General features: G+C 63.2%; 21 protein-coding genes. 6 read left to right on the top strand and 15 right to left on the bottom strand.

What is annotated here, in order from left to right; genetic code table 11:
- Nucleotides 1–190 precede the first annotated feature (190 nt).
- The 4 genes from coaBC to KUV51_RS17630 are packed head-to-tail and all read left to right on the top strand — an operon-like array spanning nt 191 to nt 4,996.
- Nucleotides 191–1,384 carry a bifunctional phosphopantothenoylcysteine decarboxylase/phosphopantothenate--cysteine ligase CoaBC gene (gene coaBC, locus KUV51_RS17645; protein ID WP_222522756.1) on the top strand — a complete coding sequence of 398 codons (1,194 nt, stop codon included), beginning with the start codon at nt 191–193 and terminating at the stop codon, nt 1,382–1,384.
- A 46-nt stretch (nt 1,385–1,430) separates the two neighbouring features.
- The gene (gene dut / locus KUV51_RS17640) at nt 1,431–1,892 is read left to right on the top strand and encodes a dUTP diphosphatase (protein ID WP_222522755.1); all 462 of its coding nucleotides are present in this window, start codon (nt 1,431–1,433) and stop codon (nt 1,890–1,892) included.
- Nucleotides 1,892–2,947, top strand: coding sequence for a HesA/MoeB/ThiF family protein (locus KUV51_RS17635; protein WP_222522754.1), 1,056 nt, complete (start codon nt 1,892–1,894; stop codon nt 2,945–2,947). The genes dut and KUV51_RS17635 overlap by 1 nt, the downstream gene beginning before the upstream one ends.
- A 36-nt stretch (nt 2,948–2,983) precedes the next feature.
- On the top strand, nt 2,984–4,996 hold the full coding sequence (locus tag KUV51_RS17630) for a M3 family metallopeptidase (protein ID WP_222522753.1): 2,013 nt from the start codon (nt 2,984–2,986) through the stop codon (nt 4,994–4,996).
- Here the strand turns inward: KUV51_RS17630 and KUV51_RS17625 are convergent.
- From KUV51_RS17625 to KUV51_RS17570, 12 genes are all read right to left on the bottom strand, one after another.
- The gene (locus KUV51_RS17625) at nt 4,993–5,709 is read right to left on the bottom strand and encodes a class I SAM-dependent methyltransferase (protein WP_222522752.1); all 717 of its coding nucleotides are present in this window, start codon (nt 5,707–5,709) and stop codon (nt 4,993–4,995) included. The genes KUV51_RS17630 and KUV51_RS17625 overlap by 4 nt on opposite strands.
- 73 nt (nt 5,710–5,782) lie before the next feature.
- Complete coding sequence (locus KUV51_RS17620) at nt 5,783–6,715, bottom strand: 2-hydroxyacid dehydrogenase (protein ID WP_222522751.1); 933 nt, start codon at nt 6,713–6,715, stop codon at nt 5,783–5,785.
- Nucleotides 6,712–7,122: a VOC family protein gene (locus KUV51_RS17615; RefSeq protein ID WP_222522750.1), complete on the bottom strand. Its 411-nt coding sequence runs from the start codon at nt 7,120–7,122 to the stop codon at nt 6,712–6,714. Before KUV51_RS17615 ends, KUV51_RS17620 begins: the two co-directional genes overlap by 4 nt.
- Before the next feature lie 102 nt (nt 7,123–7,224).
- Entirely contained in the window at nt 7,225–7,695 is a 471-nt protein-coding gene (locus KUV51_RS17610) for a hypothetical protein (RefSeq protein WP_222522749.1), read from the bottom strand.
- Nucleotides 7,695–8,843: a rod shape-determining protein RodA gene (gene rodA / locus KUV51_RS17605; protein ID WP_222522748.1), complete on the bottom strand. Its 1,149-nt coding sequence runs from the start codon at nt 8,841–8,843 to the stop codon at nt 7,695–7,697. The genes KUV51_RS17610 and rodA overlap by 1 nt, the downstream gene beginning before the upstream one ends.
- Nucleotides 8,840–10,783, bottom strand: coding sequence for a penicillin-binding protein 2 (gene mrdA / locus KUV51_RS17600; RefSeq protein WP_222522747.1), 1,944 nt, complete (start codon nt 10,781–10,783; stop codon nt 8,840–8,842). The genes rodA and mrdA overlap by 4 nt, the downstream gene beginning before the upstream one ends.
- Entirely contained in the window at nt 10,780–11,322 is a 543-nt protein-coding gene (locus tag KUV51_RS17595; RefSeq protein ID WP_222522746.1) for a rod shape-determining protein MreD, read from the bottom strand. The genes mrdA and KUV51_RS17595 overlap by 4 nt, the downstream gene beginning before the upstream one ends.
- Nucleotides 11,319–12,212, bottom strand: coding sequence for a rod shape-determining protein MreC (gene mreC, locus KUV51_RS17590; protein ID WP_222522745.1), 894 nt, complete (start codon nt 12,210–12,212; stop codon nt 11,319–11,321). Before mreC ends, KUV51_RS17595 begins: the two co-directional genes overlap by 4 nt.
- Nucleotides 12,213–12,362: 150 nt before the next feature.
- The gene (locus KUV51_RS17585) at nt 12,363–13,409 is read right to left on the bottom strand and encodes a rod shape-determining protein (protein ID WP_076629964.1); all 1,047 of its coding nucleotides are present in this window, start codon (nt 13,407–13,409) and stop codon (nt 12,363–12,365) included.
- Between the two features lie 36 nt (nt 13,410–13,445).
- Nucleotides 13,446–14,030: a hypothetical protein gene (locus KUV51_RS17580; RefSeq protein WP_222522744.1), complete on the bottom strand. Its 585-nt coding sequence runs from the start codon at nt 14,028–14,030 to the stop codon at nt 13,446–13,448.
- Between the two features lie 54 nt (nt 14,031–14,084).
- The gene (locus KUV51_RS17575) at nt 14,085–14,366 is read right to left on the bottom strand and encodes a hypothetical protein (RefSeq protein WP_222522743.1); all 282 of its coding nucleotides are present in this window, start codon (nt 14,364–14,366) and stop codon (nt 14,085–14,087) included.
- Nucleotides 14,367–14,570: 204 nt separating this feature from the next.
- A complete protein-coding gene (locus KUV51_RS17570; RefSeq protein ID WP_222522742.1) occupies nt 14,571–16,127 on the bottom strand; it encodes a 2-isopropylmalate synthase in 1,557 nt (518 codons plus the stop codon).
- A gap of 283 nt (nt 16,128–16,410) precedes the next feature.
- Between KUV51_RS17570 and KUV51_RS17565 the strand changes: the two genes are divergently transcribed.
- Together KUV51_RS17565 and KUV51_RS17560 are read left to right on the top strand one after the other, a co-directional pair.
- Nucleotides 16,411–17,073 (top strand): SDR family NAD(P)-dependent oxidoreductase, encoded by a 663-nt coding sequence (locus KUV51_RS17565; protein WP_222522823.1) that lies wholly within the window; start codon nt 16,411–16,413, stop codon nt 17,071–17,073.
- A complete protein-coding gene (locus KUV51_RS17560; protein WP_222522741.1) occupies nt 17,070–18,596 on the top strand; it encodes a cryptochrome/photolyase family protein in 1,527 nt (508 codons plus the stop codon). The genes KUV51_RS17565 and KUV51_RS17560 overlap by 4 nt, the downstream gene beginning before the upstream one ends.
- Before the next feature lie 3 nt (nt 18,597–18,599).
- Here KUV51_RS17560 and KUV51_RS17555 read toward each other — a convergent pair whose 3' ends face one another.
- From KUV51_RS17555 to KUV51_RS17545, 3 genes are read right to left on the bottom strand one after another with little or no spacing between them, the layout of a single operon-like run.
- Nucleotides 18,600–19,334, bottom strand: coding sequence for a class I SAM-dependent DNA methyltransferase (locus KUV51_RS17555; protein ID WP_222522740.1), 735 nt, complete (start codon nt 19,332–19,334; stop codon nt 18,600–18,602).
- Between the two features lie 13 nt (nt 19,335–19,347).
- Nucleotides 19,348–20,049, bottom strand: a complete 702-nt coding sequence (locus KUV51_RS17550) for a hypothetical protein (protein ID WP_222522739.1) — start codon at nt 20,047–20,049, stop codon at nt 19,348–19,350.
- Nucleotides 20,036–21,424, bottom strand: coding sequence for an MORN repeat-containing protein (locus KUV51_RS17545; protein ID WP_222522738.1), 1,389 nt, complete (start codon nt 21,422–21,424; stop codon nt 20,036–20,038). Before KUV51_RS17545 ends, KUV51_RS17550 begins: the two co-directional genes overlap by 14 nt.
- Nucleotides 21,425–21,452 lie beyond the last annotated feature (28 nt).

Here is a 21,452-nt window from a genome sequence, read left to right as displayed (position 1 = left end):
CATTCGAACCTCAAACACCGCCCCGCGGTGTTTGCCGCTGATGCGGACCGGTTCGAATTCCCTGTTTCAAAAAATCCCGGGGGTGAGGCCGCAAGGCCGAGGGGGCCGGCCCCCTCTTGGCACTGGGGCTGGTTCTTGATGCCACCTGCCCCTATTGTCACACCGACCAGAGCCAGCCGGACGGGCCAACATGCTGCAAGACAAACGTATTCTGCTGATCCTGACGGGCGGGATCGCGGCCTATAAGGGGCTCGACCTGATCCGGCGATTGCGGGAACGAGGTGCGGCTGTGACGCCGGTTCTGACCCGCGCGGCCGAGCAATTCGTGACGCCGCTGTCCGTATCGGCACTGGCGGGAGAGAAGGTCTATCGCGACCTCTTTGATCTGACCGACGAGGCCGAGATGGGGCATATCCAGCTGTCCCGGTCCGCCGACCTGATCCTGGTGGCGCCCGCGACGGCGGATATCATCGCAAAGATGGCGCAGGGGCGGGCAGATGATCTGGCCTCGACCTTGCTGCTCGCAACGGACACGCCCGTGATGATTGCGCCTGCGATGAACGTGCGCATGTGGGATCATCCGGCCACGCAGCGGAATATGACACAGATTGCGGGCGACGGCGTTGCCGTCGTGGGGCCCAAAGACGGCGACATGGCCTGTGGCGAATTCGGACCGGGGCGCATGTCGGAACCGCTGGAAATCGTGGGAGCGGTTGAAGCGCATTTCGGGCCTAAGCCGCTCGCGGGCAAACATGTCCTTGTGACCTCCGGCCCCACTCATGAACCAATCGATCCAGTGCGTTACATCGCCAACCGCTCTTCGGGCGCGCAGGGTACGGCCCTGGCCCGCGCGTTCATCGCGGCGGGCGCGCGGGTGACTTTTGTCACCGGTCCTGCCGATGTTGCGCCGCCAGCGGGGGCAGACGTGGTGAAAGTGCAAACCGCACAGCAAATGCATGACGCGGTGCACAGTGCATTGCCTGCCGACGCCGCGGTCTTTGCGGCCGCCGTTGCTGACTGGCGCATGGCATCGGCCAGCAATCGCAAGCTGAAGAAATCGAAGGACGGGTTGCCAGTGCTGGAATTTGCGGAGAATCCGGACATCTTGGCGGGCGTGGCGCAAATGACGGATGGCCGTCCCGGACTCGTCGTCGGATTCGCTGCCGAAACCGATGAGGTCGAGGCCCATGCCACGGCCAAGCGCGCGCGCAAGGGCTGTGACTGGATTGTCGCCAACGATGTATCGCCGGAAACGGGTATTATGGGCGGGTCTGAGAATGCAGTTATCCTGATCTCCGAAGAAGGTGCAGAGCCTTGGCCGCGGATGTCGAAGGACGAGGTGGCAGCACGCCTGGCACAGAGGATTGCGGATGCGCTGAACTGATCGCGTCTGGTCGGGGCAGGATTTGAGTTTATTTGGCGTAGTGAAGATGAGCAGTGTGTCCCTGAAAATAATGCGTGTCGCGGGATCGGATCCCGAGATTGCCTTGCCCGCCTATGAAACTGTGGGCGCGGCGGGGGCGGACCTGCGCGCCAATTTCCCGGATCGCGTGGGCGTGAGCCTTGCCCCGTCCGAACGCGCGCTGATCCCAACGGGTCTCGCCATGGCAATCCCGCAAGGGTTCGAGGTGCAGGTGAGGCCCCGTTCCGGTCTCGCGCTGAAACATGGCATTGCGCTCGTGAACAGTCCCGGCACCATCGACAGTGACTATCGGGGTGAGGTCGGGGTGATTGTCTTGAACACCGCCGATAAGCCCTTCGAAGTGACGCACGGAATGCGCATTGCGCAGATGGTTCTGGCGCCCGTGGTGCAAGCGACCTTCGACGTGGTCGATACGCTCGATGACACGGCCCGGGGTGCCGGTGGCTTTGGATCGACGGGGCGCGGCTGATGCTTTTGGTGTTTCTGCTGGCCGGTGTGCTCTGGGGTATCGGCGTGATGATGAATACGCCGCATTCGGCGCGCTGGCTCATGATCGGGTTGCTTTACGTGGCGGTGCTGGCGATCCAGGTTGCGCTGCCCGCAGGCAACCCGCTGCGCATGGCCACCGGGGAAAGCCCCGCGCCGTGGCTGATCGTGGGCGGGTTTGCGGCCATTGCGGTCGGATACCGGGCCGTTCTGCGAAAGTTGAGGGGTCGCGCGCAGGCGGAGGAGGCCAAGGTGGCACCTGCGCAGGACGGGCCATTCAGTGACACGGAGTTGAACCGCTACGCCCGCCATATCGTGCTGCGTGAGGTCGGAGGCGTGGGTCAGAAACGGCTGAAGGATGGCAAGGTGCTGGTCGTGGGGGCGGGCGGGCTTGGTGCGCCGGTCTTGCAATACCTAGCAGCAGCCGGTGTCGGCACCATCGGCGTCATCGATGACGACACGGTCGAGAATACCAACCTTCAACGCCAGATCATCCACACCGATGATCGCATCGGAATGCCCAAGGTCTTTTCCGCCAAGGCCGCGATGGAAGCGCAGAATCCCTTTGTCACCGTGCGGCCCTATCACCGGCGTTTGACGGACGACATCGTGGATGAGTTGGTCGCTGACTATGACCTTGTCATCGACGGCACCGACAATTTCGACACGCGCTACCGGGTCAATGCCGCTGCCGTGCGTGCAGGCATCCCCCTGATTTCGGGCGCGCTGACGCAGTGGGAAGGGCAAGTGAGCGTCTTTGACCCGGCCCAGAACGCGCCTTGCTACCGCTGCATCTTCCCCGAAGCCCCCGCCCCCGAACTGGCACCCAACTGTGCCGAGGCGGGCGTGATCGGTCCGCTGCCCGGAGTGGTCGGATCGATGATGGCCGTTGAGGCGGTCAAGCTGCTGACGGGTGCAGGGACGCCCTTGCGGGGCGAGATGGTCATTTATGACGCGCTTTACGGCGAAAGCCGCAAGATTGCGCTCGCCCGCCGCCCTGATTGCGAAACCTGCGGCAAACAGGTGGTGGCGGGCTGACCCACGCCCTACATCCTGTTCAAAGGAGATTTGCCCATGACCAACGTGCTGCTCGCCGACTGGGAGACACCGTTCCAGATCGCCCCCTTTGATGCCATTTCAGACGATGATTTCGCCCCCGCGCTTGAGGTTGCCCTCGAAAATCACAAGACGGAGATTGATGCCATCGCGGACAGCGATGACGACCCGGGTTTTGCCAACACGATCGAGGCGCTGGAGGCGTCGGGCAAGGATCTGGACAAGGTGCTTGGCACCTTCTTCACCGTCACAGGCGCCGACAGCAATCCAAAGCGCGAAGAGTTGCAGCGCGACTTTTCCCCCAGGCTGGCCGCACATTTCGCAGAGATTTCCAGCAACAAGGCCCTGTTTGCGCGGATCAAGGCCGTCTGGGATGCACGTGATACGCTTGAGCTGACCGACGAACAGCAGCGGGTGCTGATGTTGACCCATCGCAACTATGTCCGGTCAGGTGCCGCCCTCGACGGCGCGGAAGATGCCCGCATGAAAGAGATCAAGGGACGGCTCGCCGAGTTGGGCACGGCATTCACCCAGAACCTGCTGGCTGATGAACGCGACTGGTACATGAAGCTGGGCGAGAGTGACATGGCTGGTCTGCCAGCCTTTGTCGTCGATGCCGTCCGCGCGGCGGGCGAGGAGAAAGAGGCGGGCAGCCCCGTTGTCACCCTCTCGCGGTCGATCATCGTGCCGTTTCTGCAATTCTCGACCCGGCGTGACCTGCGGAAGAAGGCCTATCGCGCCTGGACGGCGCGCGGCGCCAATGGGGACAAGAATGACAACCGGGCCATCGCCGCCGAAATCCTGAAACTGCGGGAAGAGCGTGCGAACCTGCTCGGCTATCAGAACTTCGCGAACTTCAAGCTGGAAACCGAGATGGCGAAGACGCCCGAGGCGGTGCGCGACCTGCTGATGGCTGTGTGGGAGCCCGCCAAATCACAGGCCAATGCCGACGCCTGGGTGCTGGAACAGATGCTAAAGGCCGACGGCATCGACGGCCCGCTGGAGCCGTGGGACTGGTGGTTCTACGCCGAACGGCGGCGCAAGGACCTGCACGATCTCGATGAGGCCGAGGTGAAGCCGTATTTCCAGCTCGACCGCATGATTGATGCGTCCTTTGACTGCGCAAATCGCCTGTTTGGGCTGGAGTTCACGCCGCTCGATATCCCGCTCTACCACCCCGACTGTCGCGCATGGGAAGTCACGCGCGGTGGCACCCATGTGGCCGTGTTTATCGGGGACTACTTCGCCCGAGGATCGAAACGGTCAGGCGCGTGGTGTTCGGCCATGCGGGCGCAGGCCAAGTTCCCCGAGGCGCAGACGCCCATCGTCATCAACGTCTGCAACTTCGCCAAGGGCGATCCGGCCCTGTTGTCCTATGACGACGCGCGCACGCTGTTTCACGAATTCGGCCATGCGCTGCACCAGATGCTGTCGGACGTGACCTACGAGTCGATCAGTGGCACCTCCGTCGCCCGCGACTTTGTGGAGCTGCCGAGCCAGCTTTATGAACACTGGCTGGAGGTGCCGCAGGTGCTGCATGAATTCGCCACCCATGCCGAGACGGGCGAGGCGATGCCGCAGGCGCTGCTCGACAACGTGCTGGCGGCGGCGACCTACAACATGGGGTTCCAGACGGTTGAGTATGTCGCCTCTGCCCTCGTTGATCTTGAGTTCCACGACGGTCCGGCCCCCGCTGATCCGATGCAGAAACAGGCCGAGGTGCTGGAAGGGCTCGAGATGCCGCACGCCATCGGTATGCGCCACGCCACCCCGCATTTCGCGCATGTGTTTGCCGGTGACGGCTATTCGTCGGGCTACTACAGCTACATGTGGTCCGAGGTCATGGATGCCGACGCCTTCGCCGCCTTTGAAGAGGCGGATGGGCCGTTTGATCCGGAGAAGGCCGCTGCCTTGGAGGAGCATATTCTCAGCACTGGCGGGTCCGAGGATGCAGCGGAGCTTTACAAGGCGTTCCGCGGTCGGTTGCCCGGAGTCGATGCGTTGCTGAAAGGGCGGGGGCTGGCGGCCTAGCCTGCCTTTCGCAAGACGCCAGCAAAGAACGGCCCGCCCGCCGGGCCGATCTTGTCCACCGCCCACCCGCTGGTCATGGCTATGTGATCCAGTTCCTGCGGTTCAGGGTGAAACCACGGGATCCAGTCACCGACAGTGCCTTCGTACTCGAACCGCATCGAAATCTCGCCCCGGGGACGTCCCGCGTCGAGATTGCGTTGATGATAGGCAAGGTGGTGCGGCTCGTCCGTGTTCGTGATGTCCAGTCCTGTGACAAGCAATCTGCCACCCGGTTCGGTGGCCTGCGCCAGATGTCGCAGCAATGTCTTGGCCCCGTCCTGCGTGCCACCAATGCCGATGTTGTTGCCAAAGACAATGATCGTTCTGAAGCGAGCCCGCAATACGGGCAGGCTTGGGTCCATCACATCCCCGAGCGTCACGTTCTGGCATCCGCGCATCCGCGCAACCTCGACCGCGCCCGGCGACAGGTCGATGCCCGCCGCAGGCACCCCCTGTTGTTGCAGCCAAAGAAGTGTGCGACCGGCCCCGCACCCGACATCAAGTACGGGCCCTTCGACCATCTCAAGCAAGGCCGCTTCGTGGGCAAAGGGGTCCGGCATGAAGTAAAGGGCCGGGTCGTGCCGGTCGACGTGATCGTCGTCCCGCCGGATCGTGAGCATCCGACCGGTGTGACCGGCCTGCCTGTCGCGCAGCGCGTTGCCAAAAATATCCATGCGCGGAACGTAAGGGGCCGGTGCCGCAACGAACAGGCTACCCGGCAGTTATCCGCAGCAATCCGCCAAGGGGTCAGTACCCTGCGGAGCGGTCCACCAGATGCAGGAACGGTTCTCCGGCTTCGCCGCGCCGGATGTTCTCGGCAATGGTTTTGCTGGAATAGGCTGGGCGCGTTTCTGACGCGATATGCGGTGTGACGGTCACGCTCGGGTGGGCCCAGTAGGGGTGATTGGCCGGCAAAGGTTCGATGCGGAACACGTCCAGCGTGGCGTGATCGATATGACCGCCGTCTAGTGCGGCCAGCAGCGCCTCGTCATCAATTAGTGGCCCGCGTCCGGGGTTCAGGATGCGCGCACCTTTTGGCATCAAGGCCAGCGTGTGCGCGTTCAAGGTGTTTTCCGTTGCGGGTGTCTTGGGCAAGAGCAGCACGCAATAGTCGGCGACGGCCAGCGCATCCTCCAGCCCCGCGTCTCCGGACAGGCAGGTGACGCCCGCGACGTCTTTCTGCGACCGGCTCCACCCGGTCACCTGAAAGCCAAGACCTGCAAGCGCAGTCGCGCAAGCAGCGCCAAGTTCACCGAGACCAAGCACTGTCACGCGCGTGTCAAAGGACAGGGGTGGGGCCACAGGTTCCCAGGTCCCGGCAGGCGCGTTGATATGCGCATCCATGCCCAGATGCAGGCGCAGGATATGTCCCGTCACCCACTCGACCATCCCTTGCGTCAGCGCTGGGTCCACCATGCGGCATAGCGGCAGATGCAGGGTCGGGTTGCCTACGATAGCTTCGACGCCCGCCCAGAGGTTCAGCACGGCCTTGGCGCGGGTGAAGGGGGTGAAATCCTGCACCTCGGAGTTCGGGGCATAGACGATGTAGTCAACCTGATCTGCCGGAATATCGGTTGCGATATGCGCGTCGATCCCAAGGGCGGCCATCTCCTTGCGCAAGGGCGGTTCGTACTGCGCCCAGCGGCTCTCTGTGGCCGCGAAAAGGACATTGACGGTCATGTATCGAACGCTCCGCCCAGATCGGCCATGCCTTTGATCTCGATCGGGTTGCCGGACGGGTCCATGAAGAACATTGTCGACTGCTCGCCCGGCTCCCCCTCGAACCGGATCTGCGGCTCCAGCACGAACTCCACGCCCTCGGTCACCAGCTTTTCGGCCAGCGCCCTCCACTCAGACATCGGCAGCACTGCGCCGAAATGGGGCATAGGCACGTCGCAATTGCCAACCTTGCCCGTGGGGGCGCTGTCAAAGGGTTTGCCCAGGTGGCAGCTGAGTTGATGCCCGAAGAAATCGAAGTCCACCCAGGTGTCGGTGCTGCGCCCCTCGGCACATCCCAGAAGACCGCCGTAGAACGCGCGGGTTTCGTCCAGATCAGTCACGTTAAAGGCAAGGTGAAACAAGGCCATGGGGCACCTCCGGTCATTGTCTGTGGGTGGTGTAGCGCCCTGTGCGCCAATTGGGAAACGGCGGATTGTGATGCCAACGACACGGATTGGCGATGAAAGGTGTCAGGCGTGACTATCCATGTAGCGGGCAAGGCGTTTGGAGGGCACGCCACCATCACTCAACATGATTTCGGTCCACGCCTGTGTCTCGTGGATGACGATGTTCATCTCCCAAACGCATCCAACGACCTCTGTCTTGCCGTCGCCAAAGTCGGTCGGTCGATCCCAGTTGGCGCGCATTTGCGGGATGTTCGCCAGCACACTGCCCCACTGCCAATAGAACATGGGCGACACGACGGCTACCTCGGCAAAGTGGACGATCTGAAAGCCGACCCCATGATTGCCTGTTCCATCTTCAAGTGATCCGGGCGGCGGAAGACGGCGAAATGCTTCCGCACTGGCCGCATCGGTTACTACCTCAGACAAAGAGCGTCCGGAGGCAAGGATTGCATAACGCTTGAGGCGCCAACCGTCCTGTTGCACCGCTGGCAAAGTCAAAACCGTGCGTGCCTCATACGGGGCCAGATGTGACATCAATACCCCTGCCGCGGCCTGTGCACATGCGCGCTTTGCGCCAGACCAAAAGCCAGCATCAAAACCAGCATGGCCGACCCGCCAAAGCTGACCAGTGGCAGAGGCACACCCACGACTGGCGCCAGCCCCATGACCATCGACATGTTGACCGCGAAGAACAGGAAGAAATTGAGCGCGATGCCCAGCGTCAAAAGAGACGCAAAACGGTCCTTGTTGGCGAGCGCCGAGACCACGCAGAACAGGATGATCAGCGCGTAGAGCACCAGCAGCGAAAATGCTCCGATGAAGCCGAACTCTTCAGCCAGCGTGGTAAAGATGAAGTCGGTGTGCTTTTCCGGCAGAAAGTTCAGCCGCGACTGCGTGCCCTGCATGAACCCGCGCCCGGTCCAGCCGCCCGAGCCGAGCGCGATCTTCGATTGGGTGATGTGGTATCCCGCGCCCAGCGGGTCCGAAGCCGGATCAAGAAACGTGTCGATCCGACGGTACTGGTAGTCCTTCAGCAATTGCCACTCGGTTCCACGCGACTGGAACACCGCCGTGATCAAGCCGATCACCGCCCCGATCACCGCCGCGAAATAGGCCCAGTGCACACCCGCGATGAACATCATGCCGCCCCCGGCCGCGAGCAGCAGGATCGAGGTGCCCAGATCAGGCTGGCGCAGCACCATCGCTACAGGCACAAGGATCAGCAAGACGGGGATAAGCACCCAGAACGGGCGCGATTTCTTGTGACTGGGCAACCAGTCGTAATAGGCGGCCAGGATCATCACCAACGTGATCTTGGCCAGTTCCGAGGGCTGAAGCCGCATAAAGCCAAGGTCGATCCAACGCTGCGCGCCCTTGCCGACCGACCCGAAGAATTCCACGCCGAGCAGCAACAACAGCGTCCCGGCAAATGCGACCCCTGCCATGTTGCGCCAGAACCAGATCGGCACCATGGCGACGATCAGCATCAGCACAAAGCCCATGGCAAAACGCTTCATCTGCGGTTCGGCCCATGGGCTGAACGACCCGCCCGCCACCGAATACAGCATCAGGAAGCCGATACACGCGACAGCCGCCAGCAACAATGCCAGCGGCCAGTTCAGATACAGGATCTTACGCGGCCCCGACGGGACATGTTTGACCGTATACTCAAGATAACTCATGCCTGATCGCGCCCCGCGAAATTGGCGACGGGCTGGATGCCGCGCAGCACCTGTTGCTGCTGCTTGATGCGGTCGCGGTCCTTTGTCGGATAAGCCTCGAGCGGGGGTTCTTCGCCGTACAGCGCTTGCAGCGTAATGTCGCGGGCAATTGGGGCTGCGGCCTTCGACCCGCCGCCGCCATGCTCGACAATCACGGCCACGGCGATCTTGGGGTCGTCATAGGGCGCGAAGTTCACGAACAGTGCATGGTCCCGGCGTTCCCAAGGCAGGTCCTCGTTCCGGGTCACGCCGCGGGCGCGTTCGGCGGCGGTGATGTTGCGGACCTGGCTGGTGCCGGTCTTGCCCGCCATGCGCACCGCATCCTCGATGATGCGGCTGCCATAGGCCGTGCCGCGCCGGTCGTTGACGGTGTCGTACATGGCCCGGCGCATCTTGCGCAGGTTGTTTTCGTTCATGCCAAGGCTCGGCCCGGCACCCGAGGGTTGTTCGATCCCGTCAATCGTCTTGATCAAGCGTGGGGTCACTGCCGTGCCCGAGGCCAGCCGTGCCGTCATCACCGCCAGTTGCAGCGGCGAGGCGAGCATGAAGCCTTGCCCGATAGAGGCGTTGACCGTATCGCCCACAACCCAGCTTTGACCGTGGACCCGGCTTTTCCAATCCATGGTGGGCGTCAGCCCCTGCGCCACCGCAGACATTGGAATGTCATGCCGTTCGCCCAACCCGAAGCGGCGGGCCATGGCGCTGATCTTTTCGATGCCGACCTTCACGGCCAGATCGTAGTAATAGACGTCGCAGGATTGCTTGAGCGAGTTCTGCAGGTCGACCCAGCCGTGACCGGCCCGTTTCCAGCAATGGAAGCGGCGGCCGGCCACTTCTATATGGCCAGGGCAGTACACGGTCTCGTCCGGGCCAATCAGCCCTTCCTCGAGCGCGGCCATGGCCGTAATCATCTTGAAGGTCGAGCCGGGGGGATACGTGCCCTGCACCGACTTAGAGGCGAGCGGGCGGTACTTGTTTTCGGTCAGCGCCTTGTAGTCCCGGCTGGAAATGCCGCGCACGAACAGGTTCGGATCATAGGTCGGCGCCGACGCGATCGAGAGCAGGTCGCCATTTTCCACGTCCATCACGATGGCACTGGCGCTCTCGCCGTTCAGCCGCGCCTGAACGTAGCTTTGCAGCTTGCTGTCGATTGTCAGTTGCAGGTCGGAGCCCGGCGTGCCCTCGCGCCGGTCCAGTTCGCGCATGACGCGGCCCGCCGCGTTCACCTCGACCCGGCGTGCGCCGGCCTTGCCGCGCAGGTTTTCCTCGATCTTCGCCTCGACCCCGACCTTGCCAATCTGGAACCGCGGGATACGCAGCAACTGGTCCGGGTCCTCGATCCGTTCGAGGTCAAAGTCACTGACAGGGCCGACGTAACCCAGCACATGCGCGTAGTCCGAGCCCAAAGGATAGACGCGGCTGAGGCCAACTTCGGGCGTGACGCCGGGCAGTGCGGGCGCGTTGACCGACACACGGCTCAGGTCCTCCCAACTTACCTCGTCCGCGACGGTGATGGGAAGGAACGGGGCGGAGCGTTTCATTTCGGCCAGTGCCCGCTCGACCTCATCGGGGTCAAGGGTCACCAGCTTGCTGAGTGCATCAACGGCCGCGTCCACGTCGCCCGCATCCTCGCGGACCATGACGATACGGTAGCTGGGCACGTTGCGGGCCAGTGCGACACCATTGCGATCGAAAATCTCGCCCCGCGCGGGTGGAATGAGGCGGATGTTGATCCGGTTTTCTTCCGCCAGCAGCCGGAACTGGTCTGCCTGATCAACCTGCAGGAACTGCATTCGCGCCCCAAGCGCCCCGACAAAGGCCAATTGCACCCCGCCAAGGATCGCGGCGCGGCGTGTCAGCAGGCGATGGTTTGCTTCGACATCGACGCGGGGGCGTTTCATGAGCGTACTCCCTTGCCGTCAATGTCGCCGGGTGTCGGTTTGCGCACGCCCATCAGCGCGTGGGTGATGACCACGACCAGCGGGTAGGCCACAGCCGTCACGACGATCTGGATCAGGGCCGGGCCAAGCGGCGGGATATCGACCAGAAAAACGGCGAGGATGATGCGGTAGGCGAGCCCGATGCCGACGATCCAAAGCGCCGCCGACATCATCTCGGCCGCGAGGCTGGCGTCGCGCAGAGATCTGGACTGACCCTTCATCTGTTCGCAGGCGAGCAGCGCGAGCAGCGCCCAAAGGCCCGGAGGACGTTGCAGGAGCAGGTCCGCCATCAGGAACAGCAGGGCGAGCAGCCCGGCGGGCACATAGTCCGGTCGGCGCACCGACCAGGCGAGGGCGAAAAGCAGCAGGAAATCGGGCCAGATAAGCCCGCCCGTTGCCGTTTGAAGAGGCAAGAGGTGCAGGAAAAGGATCGTCAGGACCAGCGCCGAAAAAGCGATCCGCATGGTCCAGAGGCGGGTGGAGGGGGCAACGTCGCTCATTCCGATGCCTCCGTCTCCAGCAGCAGGGCTGCGCCGCCGGGGGCCAGAATGGTGCTGTCGTCTGTGACCGGCTCCGTGCCGTAATGGCGCAAGACCCGCAGGAATTCGAGCCGTTCGTAGTCTGCGGCCAGTCGCACTCTGAGCCGTCCACCGGGGTCGGCGGCGACTTGGCCGATCAGGAGGCCGGCGGGGAATACGCCGCCGTCACCGCTGCTGATCACCCTGTCGCCGGGGCGCACGAGGTCTGGGTTTTCGAGGAAATCGATGGGGGGCGCTGCCGAGTTGTCGCCCGCCACGATGGCCCGCTGTCCGGAGGGCTGGATGATGGCTGGCACGCGGCTCGAGGCGTCGGTGACCATGATCACCCGTGCTGTGTTCTGGGCGACGCCCGATATGCGGCCCACGAGGCCGATGCCGTCCATGGTGGCCCAGCCTTCTACGATGCCGTCGCGGGCACCCACGTTTAGGAGGACTGACTGGCGGAAGGGGGAGCCACTGTCGGCGAGGACCACGCCGGTGATGTAGGTCAGGCGCGGGTCTAGGCGGACGTTGTTGAGGTCGAGGAGACGGGCGTTTTCCTGTTCGAGTTGGAGGGCGGCTTCTTTCCAGGCCTGCATCTGCCGCAGCTCGCGCCGGAGTTCGGTATTTTGCTCGGCGATGCGGCGGTAGCTTTGGAAATCGCGGAAGAGATTTATGGTGCCCGTGACGGGGGCCATGGCCCAGTCCATGTTGGGCACGATCCGGTCTGTGACCTGCGCCCGGAACCGTTCGACCCTTGGGCTGTCGATGCGCCACAGCAGGAATGTGCCCGCCAGCGCCAGCACCAGCACGGCCAGAACGAGCCGCCGCAGCGGGCCGCCATAGTCTACCTGTCCGCGGTCCTTGGCCAAGGCGGTGTCACCTCAAGATATGGTCCGTTCTCTGGATGGTCCGACATTTGCCCCGACAGGGCAAGAGACCTGGTGTCCCACGCTGGGACATTTTGAATTGCGCGCCAAATCAAACCCTTAGCTGGTTAGCAGAGTCTTAACGACACCGGTTTAGCTGTCGTAGTCGATGGCGTGGCGCAGTTGTTTTTCGTATTCCAGCGCCTTGCCGGTGCCAAGGGCCACGCAGTTCAAGCTTTCGTCAGCGATGGAGACGGCGAGGCCGGTCTGTTCGCGCAGTGCCAGATCGAGATCACCCAGCAGCGCGCCGCCGCCGGTCAGCATCACGCCTCGGTCCACGATGTCGGCTGCCAGATCGGGTGGCGTGGTTTCGAGCGCGGTCATCACCGCTTCGCAGATTTGCTGGACCGGTTCGGCAAGCGCCTCGGCGATTTGCGCCTGTGTCACTTCGATTTCCTTGGGCACGCCGTTCAGCAGGTCGCGGCCCCGGATCTGCATGGAGGTGCCGCGCCCGTCGTCGGGCATCCGGGCGGTGCCGATGGAAGTCTTGATCCGTTCGGCGGTGGTTTCACCCACAAGCAGGTTTTGCTGGCGGCGGAGGTAGGAAATGATCGCCTCGTCCATGCGGTCGCCGCCGACGCGGACGGAGCGGGCGTAGACGATGTCGCCGAGCGACAGAACCGCCACCTCGGTTGTACCGCCGCCGATGTCGACGACCATGTTGCCGGTGGGGTCGGTGATGGGCATGCCCGCGCCGATGGCGGCGGCGATGGGTTCGGCGATCAGGCCCGCGCGGCGGGCGCCTGCGGACAGCACCGACTGGCGGATTGCGCGTTTTTCAACGGGTGTCGCGCCGTGGGGGACGCAGACGATGATCTTGGGCTTCGAAAAGGTCGAGCGTTTGTGCACCTTGCGGATGAAGTGCTTGATCATCTCTTCGGCGGTGTCGAAGTCGGCAATGACGCCTTCGCGCATGGGCCGGATGGCTTCGATGCTGCCGGGGGTCCGGCCCAGCATCAGCTTGGCGTCTTCGCCCACGGCGAGCACCTTCTTGACGCCGTCCTTGACGTGGTAGGCCACGACCGAGGGTTCGCTCAGGATCACGCCGCGCCCCTTGACGTAAACCAGCGTGTTGGCGGTGCCGAGGTCGATCGCCATGTCTGACGAGAACAGACCGCCGAGATTTCCGAATACTGACATGCCCCGTGCCCCTTGCCTTTGACTGGCCCCAAATGCTTATTGGCGCCCCGACTCGGGGGCGCTTGCAACCCGGGGTCTTATAGGGATGGGCGGGCGCGGATTAAAGACCGTTTTGGACGCGGGACGGGGCGTCAGCGGGTTTATGTCCGGCTGACATGCGACTGCGTTCAGAGCGGACCCTGTCCGATCCTGCCCACGATGACATCCTGTTCGAGCCCTGTTCCTTTCAGGTCGGCCACCAGCGCCTCGCTGAAAAAAGACGGTGTTGATGATCTTGTCGTCCCACCAGACGGCAAGCCCGTCGTCCGGCTGTGCCAGCGGTGTGAGGTCGCGCCAGGTTTCGGCATCGTAGTAAAGTGAGAATTCCGGTTTTGAAGCGTAGCGGTTCCTGCGGAGACGCGATGCGCGGATGTCCACTGTCGGACGGAATGTGCCTGGGGCAAGGAGATAGGCGCGCTCATCATATGTGTTCAGGCCGTCAGCGTCATAGATGTCGACGGGCAGAAGGGCGGCGTCGCCGAGGTTGTGCTGGCGCAGGATGTTCGCGATGTCCTCGCGCATGTAAAAGACATTCATGCGTCCACCGGTAAAGACCGTCGGGATCGCGTCCGGGAAGCGCATACCAAGCTGGACGTAGAGATTGCGCGGAAGTTGTTCGCTTGCTGCGACATCACCTTATTTGAATGCCTTCCAGATCGGTGCAACCCGGTCGAGTTCGGCGATTTGCGCGGCATCCCGTTGTCCTGCGACATTGAACGCCTTGAACTCGTGAAGCGCGTTTAGCCGCGGGTGTAGTTCGTCAAACCCGCGTTCAGTGACACTAAAGACTCCGGGCGCGTCCGGCGCGGCGGCCGGCATGTGGTCGCGTGTGGGGTCGGGAGCGTGTTCTGGCTCGGGTGGGGGGAATGTCTGCATCGGCTTTTCATTGGCGGGCCGTTTGAAGAAGCCACTGTTCATTTTGTCACCCCTGTAAATCGCTGAGACCTGCGGCTTTGCGTGGGATAACCGGCCATTGCGGAGACAGGATGGCTTTGCGGCGCTTTGGGCAAACGTGTGGAGGGCGGAGGGCACCTCCGCCTTACGATGGGCGCGCAAGGGATGCGCACCCTACGGTGCCATCGTGTCGGCACTGGTAAGGCGGGCGTGTCGCCCGCCTGACTTTTAGCTGACGTCCTTGTAGCTGACCTCACGCCGGTCGGTACCCGCCTTTTCGCGCCGCACCAGCAGGCGGTTGAGCGCGTGGACATAGGCCTTGGCCGAAGCCACGACCGTGTCGGTGTCGGCGGATTGGCCGGTCACGATGCGGCCCGCTTCTTCCATGCGGACGCTCACTGTGGCCTGGGCATCGGTGCCTTCGGTCACGGCGTGGACCTGGTAAAGTTGCAGGCGTGCTTCGTGCGGGAAGAGTGCCTTGACCGCGTTAAAGGTCGCATCGACCGGGCCGTCGCCGGTTTGGGTGGTGCTTTGGACCTCGCCGTCGATCTCCATCGTCAGTTCGGCCTGTTGTGGCCCTTCGGTGCCGCATTGGACGGCGAGCGAGACGATTTTCAGACGCGAGGATTCGACATCGTCCGATGTGCGCATCAGCGCGATCAGGTCGTCGTCGAAGATTTCCTTTTTGCGGTCGGCCAGTGCCTTGAACCGGACAAAGACGTCCTTGAGCTGGTTGTCGCCCACCTCGAACCCCAGCTGTTCGAGCTTGTCGCGCAGGGCGGCGCGGCCCGAATGCTTGCCCATGACGAGGTTGGTCTCAGACAGGCCTACGTCTTCGGGGCGCATGATCTCGAACGTCTCGGCGTTCTTGAGCATCCCGTCCTGGTGGATGCCGGATTCGTGGGCGAAGGCGTTCTTGCCGACGATGGCCTTGTTGAACTGGACGGGAAAGCCGGAGACGGCGGCGACGCGGCGCGAGATGTTCATGATCTTGGTTGAATCGATGCCTGTCTGGAAGGGCATGATGTCGTTGCGGACCTTGAGGGCCATCACGACCTCTTCCAGTGCCGTATTGCCTGCGCGTTCGCCCAGACCGTTGATCGTGCATTCGATCTGGCGCGCGCCTGCTTCGACGGCCGCCAGCGAGTTGGCCGTCGCCATGCCGAGGTCGTTGTGGCAGTGGGTGGCGAAGGTGATCTCATCCGCGCCTGGGACGTTCTCGATCAGTTTGCCGATCAGGTCGGCGCTTTCGCGTGGGGCGGTGTAGCCCACGGTGTCGGGGATGTTGATCGTGGTGGCGCCTGCCTTGATCGCGATTTCGACGACCCGGTAGAGGTAGTCAAGCTCGGTCCGCGTGGCGTCCATGGGCGACCATTGCACGTTGTCGCAGAGGTTGCGGGCGTGGCTGACCGTCTGTTCGATCCGCTCGGCCATTTCGTCCTGCGTCAGGTTCGGGATGGCGCGGTGGAGGGGCGAGGTGCCGATGAAGGTGTGGATGCGGGGGCGTTTGGCGTGTTTCACCGCCTCCCAGCAGCGATCGATGTCGGGCAGCTGCGCGCGGGCGAGGCCGCAGATCACGGCGTTCCGGGTCTGTTTGGCGATCTCGGAGACGGCGTTGAAGTCGCCCTCGGACGCGATGGGAAAGCCCGCTTCGATGATGTCGACGCCCATGTCGTCGAGCAGGTTCGCGATCTCGAGCTTTTCGGCGTGGGTCATGGTGGCGCCAGGGGATTGTTCGCCGTCGCGGAGGGTCGTGTCGAAGATGACAACTTGATCTTGGGTCATTTGAATTCTCTTTTTCTGTCCTAAAGCCTTGGCGCGGGCGGCATCCTCTGAGCGGTCGCGCCGGTGGGCACGCTCAGAGGCGGATTAGGAGCAGGAGGCCACGCAGGAGCGCGCCGGTGGGGCGCTGCGTCGGGATATGCGTGGCATTGGTCATGGGCTTAGTTATACCGCGCTTGCCGAGAATGGGAAGTGGGGAATTCTGGTGGCTGCCGGGCCCTCCGGGGGAAGTTTATTTGGCAAGATGAAGTTGATGGATCGGGTTTGGCTGCTAGCTCGTGCGCTCATGGAAAAGGTTTTGATATTGGGTGCGTCCGGTGGGATCGGGTCGGCTCTGGTCGCTGGGTTTGAGCGCCGTGGGGCTGAGGTGGAGCGGCTGTCGCGGTCTGGTGATGGGTTTGATGTGACGGATGCGGGGTCGGTGGAACGGCATTTGGCGGGGCGTGGGCCTTATGACCGGGTGGTCGTCGCGACGGGGGCGTTGGAGATTGATGGGGCGGCGCCGGAGAAGACTGTGAAGGGCTTGGATCCGGGCGCGATGATGGATCAGTTTGCGCTGAATGCGGTGGGGCCTGCGTTGGTTTTGAGCCATGCGCATCGGTTGCTGGATCGGGATGCACCGGGGGTGTTTGCCGTGTTGTCGGCGCGGGTTGGGTCGATTGGGGACAATCGGATTGGCGGGTGGATTTCATATCGGGCGGCGAAGGCTGCCGTGAACCAGGTGGTGCGGACGGCGTCGATTGAATTGGCGAGGACGCATAAGCGGGCTGCTGTGGTGGCGTTGCATCCGGGGACTGTGGCGACATCGTTTACCGAGAAGTATCTGGGGCGGCATCCGTCGGTGCCTCCCGCACAGGCGGCAGAAGAGTTGATTGCCGTCATGGACGGGTTGGGGCCGGAGCAGACCGGCAGGTTCTTTGACTATTCAGGGGCGGAGGTGCCGTGGTGAGCCGGTTGATTTTGGTGTTGGGGGATCAGTTGACCGAGAGCGTTGCGGCGTTGCGGGGGGCTGACAAGTCGAGCGATGTGGTCGTGATGGCCGAGGTGGCGGAGGAGGGGTCTTATGTACCCCATCATCCCAAGAAGATTGCGCTGATCCTTGCTGCGATGCGCAAGTTTGCGGCGCGGTTGCGGGAGGATGGCTGGACCGTCGATTATTCCGAACTGGACGATACCGAGAACAGCCAGTCGATCACCGGCGAGCTGCTGCGTCGGGCGGAGCAGCGGGGGGCGTCGGAGGTGATTGCGACGCGGCCCGGGGAGTATCGCTTGATCGCGGCTCTTGAGGAGTGCCCGCTGAAGGTCACGCTGTTGGAGGATGATCGGTTCATTGCCTCTCACAAAGAGTTCGAGGACTGGGCCGAGGGGCGCAAGGCGTTGCGCATGGAGTATTTCTATCGCGATATGCGGCGTAAGACCGGGCTGATGATGGAGGGCGACCAGCCCGCGGGCGACAAGTGGAATTATGACCACGACAACCGCAAGCCTGCGCCGGATGACGTGGATTTTGGCGGGCCGATGCAATTCACGCCGGATGAGACGGTCGAGGCGGTGCTGGATCTGGTCGAGCGGCGCTTTGGCAATCATTTTGGCGATCTGCGCCCGTTCTGGTTTGCGACCGATCAGGGGCAGGCGCGGCGGGCGTTGGGCCATTTCGTAAAACACGCACTGCCCAAGTTCGGGGACTTTCAGGATGCGATGCTGGCGGAGAACCGGTTTTTGTATCACGCGGTTGTCGGCCTTTACATCAACATCGGGCTGCTTGACCCGCTGGAGGTCTGTCAGGCGGTGGAGCAGGCCTGGAAGGACGGAGATGCCCCCATCAACGCGGCCGAGGGCTTCATTCGCCAGATCATCGGCTGGAGGGAATATGTGCGGGGCATCTATTTCCTGCATGGTCCCGACTATCCGCGCCGCAATGTGTTGAACCACCAGCGGAAATTGCCGGAGTTCTATTGGGGTGGTGAGACGCGGATGCGCTGCATTTCGAAAGCGGTCGAGCAGACGGGGGCCGAAGCCTATGCCCACCATATCCAGCGGCTGATGGTGACAGGGAATTTTGCGCTGCTGGCCGGGCTGGACCCGGCAGAGGTGTCGGAGTGGTATCTGGCCGTTTACGCTGATGCGTTTGAATGGGTCGAGGCGCCGAATGTCGTGGGTATGTCGCTGTTTGCCGATGGCGGCGTGATTGCGTCGAAGCCTTACGTATCGTCCGGCGCCTACATCAACCGGATGTCGGATTACTGCAAAGGCTGCCACTACAAGGTGAGCGTCAAGACGGGCGAGGAGGCGTGCCCCTTCAACCTGCTTTACTGGCATTTCCTGGATAGGCATCGGGATCGGTTTTCGAACAATGCGCGGATGGGCAACATGTACCGGACCTGGGACCGGATGGATGATGCGCGGCGCGAGACCGTGCTGTCGGAGGCCGAGGCGTTTCTGGAGCGGATGTCGGCTGGTGAGCTGGTGTAAGCTCTATGCCGGTTTCTGCCAGACGGAAATGTGGCTGCGGCTGGTTCGGGTGAAGGGTGATCTGGACCAGTCGGACCACCGATGTTCGAGCGTGAGCCCGGCAATCCGTGCCATCAGGTCCATTTCGGCGGGCCACGCATAGCGGAACTGGACCGTCAGCGTGTCGGTGCCTTTATCTGTCATCCAGACGTGGCGCGAGCTGTATGTCTGCTGCGCGACGTCGAACACATCTGTTCCGAAATGATCGTCATCGGCGGCAAAGGCGCGTTTGCATTCGCCGAACGGCAGGTCTTGTAGCGGTGGGATCAGGGTTTCGACCACGAAGCGCCCGCCGGGTTGCAGGTGGGCGGCAGCGTTTTCAAAACAGGCCACCTGCGCGTCCTGTGTTGTTAGATTGTCGATGGTGTTGAAGACCAGTGCCACGAGAGCAAAGGGCCCGGGGACCTTGGCGCGCGTCATGTCGCCGATGACCACGGGGATGTCCGCGCCGCCGGGTTTGGCGCGCATCTGGTCGACCATGGCTGCCGACAGTTCGATCCCGGAGACCGGGATATTGCGCGCTGCCAGGGGCAGGGCGATGCGGCCGGTGCCGATTGCGAATTCGAGGATTGCGCCGCCATCGGCAAGGGCGGCCAGTGTGTCGATGGTGCTGTTCAGCGTGTCTGGTGAGGTCGCGCCGTGCCGTTCATCGTAGGTGCTGGCGACATGTGTGTCGAAGGCGCCGTCCTTGTCCGTCATGGGAGCTGTCCCTTCAGTCTGTGCCTTCGGCGACGCAGGCGTCAAAGCCGTCAATGTCGCGGTCGGTGCTGATCTTGTCCGAGCAGGCGGTGACCTTTTGCACGCAGGTGACATCGAGTTTGGGGAACTGGCAGGTGGTCATCGCCGCGAGCAGCGCCTGGGCGGCGGCGTCTTCCCATTCCTGGCCTGCGGCCGCCCCTTCGATGGTGATGCCGAGCGCGTGGGCGATGGGGGTGCCCGCGCCCGCCATCGACCATGTTGTGCTGTGGGTGGAACCATCGGACAGGGTGAAGGTTGCCGCGATTTCCGGCGCTTCGATCAGGTCGTGCAGGGTGCCGAAGGCGGGGGCCGTCCCTTCGCCGTGCCAGAGCCTGTCGCGCAGGGTGCGCCCTTGGGTCGCTGCATATTCCACCACCCGGCCCGCTTCAGAGCGGGCTTCGATGGATTTGGGATCGAAGCCCTGGGGTGTGAGTGTCGCGACGGGCCCTTCTGCGGCGAAGTCGGGTCCGGTTTCTGGCAGTGTGAAGAGCGCATAGACCCGGCCGACCGGGTTTCGGTAGAGGTGCAGAATGGTGCCATCGGCGGCTTCGGTGACCGCGGCGCGGGTGTCGAAGCCGTTGAACGGGTCGGAAAAGCCGTCGATCGTGCGCCATTCGGCGTGCGCTGCGCTGCCGAGGAGGCAGAGCGCTGCCGCGACAGCCCTAGCTGTCTTCATTCAGGGTCCCGCTTTTCCATTCGCCGGTGGCTTCTTCGCCCGTGGCGTAGCGCATGGTGCCGGTGCCCTGGCGCTTGCCGTCCTGGAACATCCCTTCGTACACGTCGCCGCTGGCGTAGGTGGCGATGCCCTGGCCGTTGATTTCGCCGTTTTGCCATTCGCCTTCATAGGTGAAGCCCGAGGCCATGACGATCTTGCCTGTGCCGTGGCGCTGGCCGTCCTGGAACTGGCCGGTATAGACCGTGCCGTCGGGGTAGGTGGCCACGCCCTGGCCCTGGCGCTTGCCGTCGACCCAGGCCCCTTCGTAGCGGTAGCCGTCGGCATATGTCATCACGCCGGTGCCGTGGTTGCGGGCGTTCTTGAAGCTGCCCTCATACGTGATGCCGTTGGGGTAGGTGATCTTGCCCTCGCCCTCGATCACGCCGGCGATCCACGCGCCTTCGTAGACTGCGCCGTCGGGATAGGTGATCTTGCCGGTGCCTTGCGGCAGGTCGTCGACGAATTCCCCCTCGTAGACGGAGCCATCGGGGTAGGTGACGCGGCCTGTGCCCTCGATCTGGCCCTCGGCCCATTGGCCGATATAGCGATAGCCGTCATTGCCGATGAAGGTGCCCTGGCCGTGGCGGCGGTCATCGGTGAATTGCCCTTCGTACACGTCCCCATTGGCGTAGGTGACGCGCCCCTGGCCCTCGCGTTTGCCGGAGACGAGGTCGCCTTCGTAGACGTCGCCATTGGGTTGGGTCAGCGTGCCCTTACCGTCGATCTGGCCGCCGGTCCACAGGCCCACGTAGACCAGCCCGTCGGGCGTGGTCAGCGTCCCCTCGCCCTGGCGTTTGCCGGCGTCGATCTGACCGTCATAGACGGAGCCATCTGGGTAGGTGATCACGCCCATGCCCTGTTTGATGCCGTCGATCCAGTCGCCGCGGTATTCGTAGCCGCCCGGCGACTGCATGGTCCCCTTGCCGTGGTGTTTGGCGTTGCGGAACTGGCCCTCGTAGCGCACCCCGTTGGCGTAGAGTGCGACGCCCTCGCCCATGATGGCGCCGGATTGCCACTCGCCCTCATAGGTGCCGCCATCGGCGAAAGTGATCTTGCCGAAGCCTTCGGGTTTGCCCTTGGAGAACGTGCCTTCGTAGATCGAGCCGTTGGGGAAGCGCGCCGTGCCTTCGCCCTTGATCTCGCCATCGACCCATTCGCCGGAATATTCGTAACCATTGGGCAGCCGGTAGGTGCCCTGCCCGTGCTGGAGGCCACCGCGGAAGGTCCCCTCGTAGACGCCGCCATCATCGTATTGCTTGGTCAGCACGGCGCCAGATTGCGCAAGTGCAGCGCCGGGCAACAGGCATAGACAGAAGATCAGACCGCGGACGGACATGGCTCACCTCTCAAGATTCGTTGGCTTG

Source organism: Tateyamaria omphalii (assembly GCF_019802125.1).
GTDB classification, from domain to species: domain Bacteria; phylum Pseudomonadota; class Alphaproteobacteria; order Rhodobacterales; family Rhodobacteraceae; genus Tateyamaria; species Tateyamaria omphalii_B.
The sequence above is the reverse complement of the archived record's forward strand: the minus strand, read 5'-3'. Positions and strand labels throughout refer to the sequence as shown.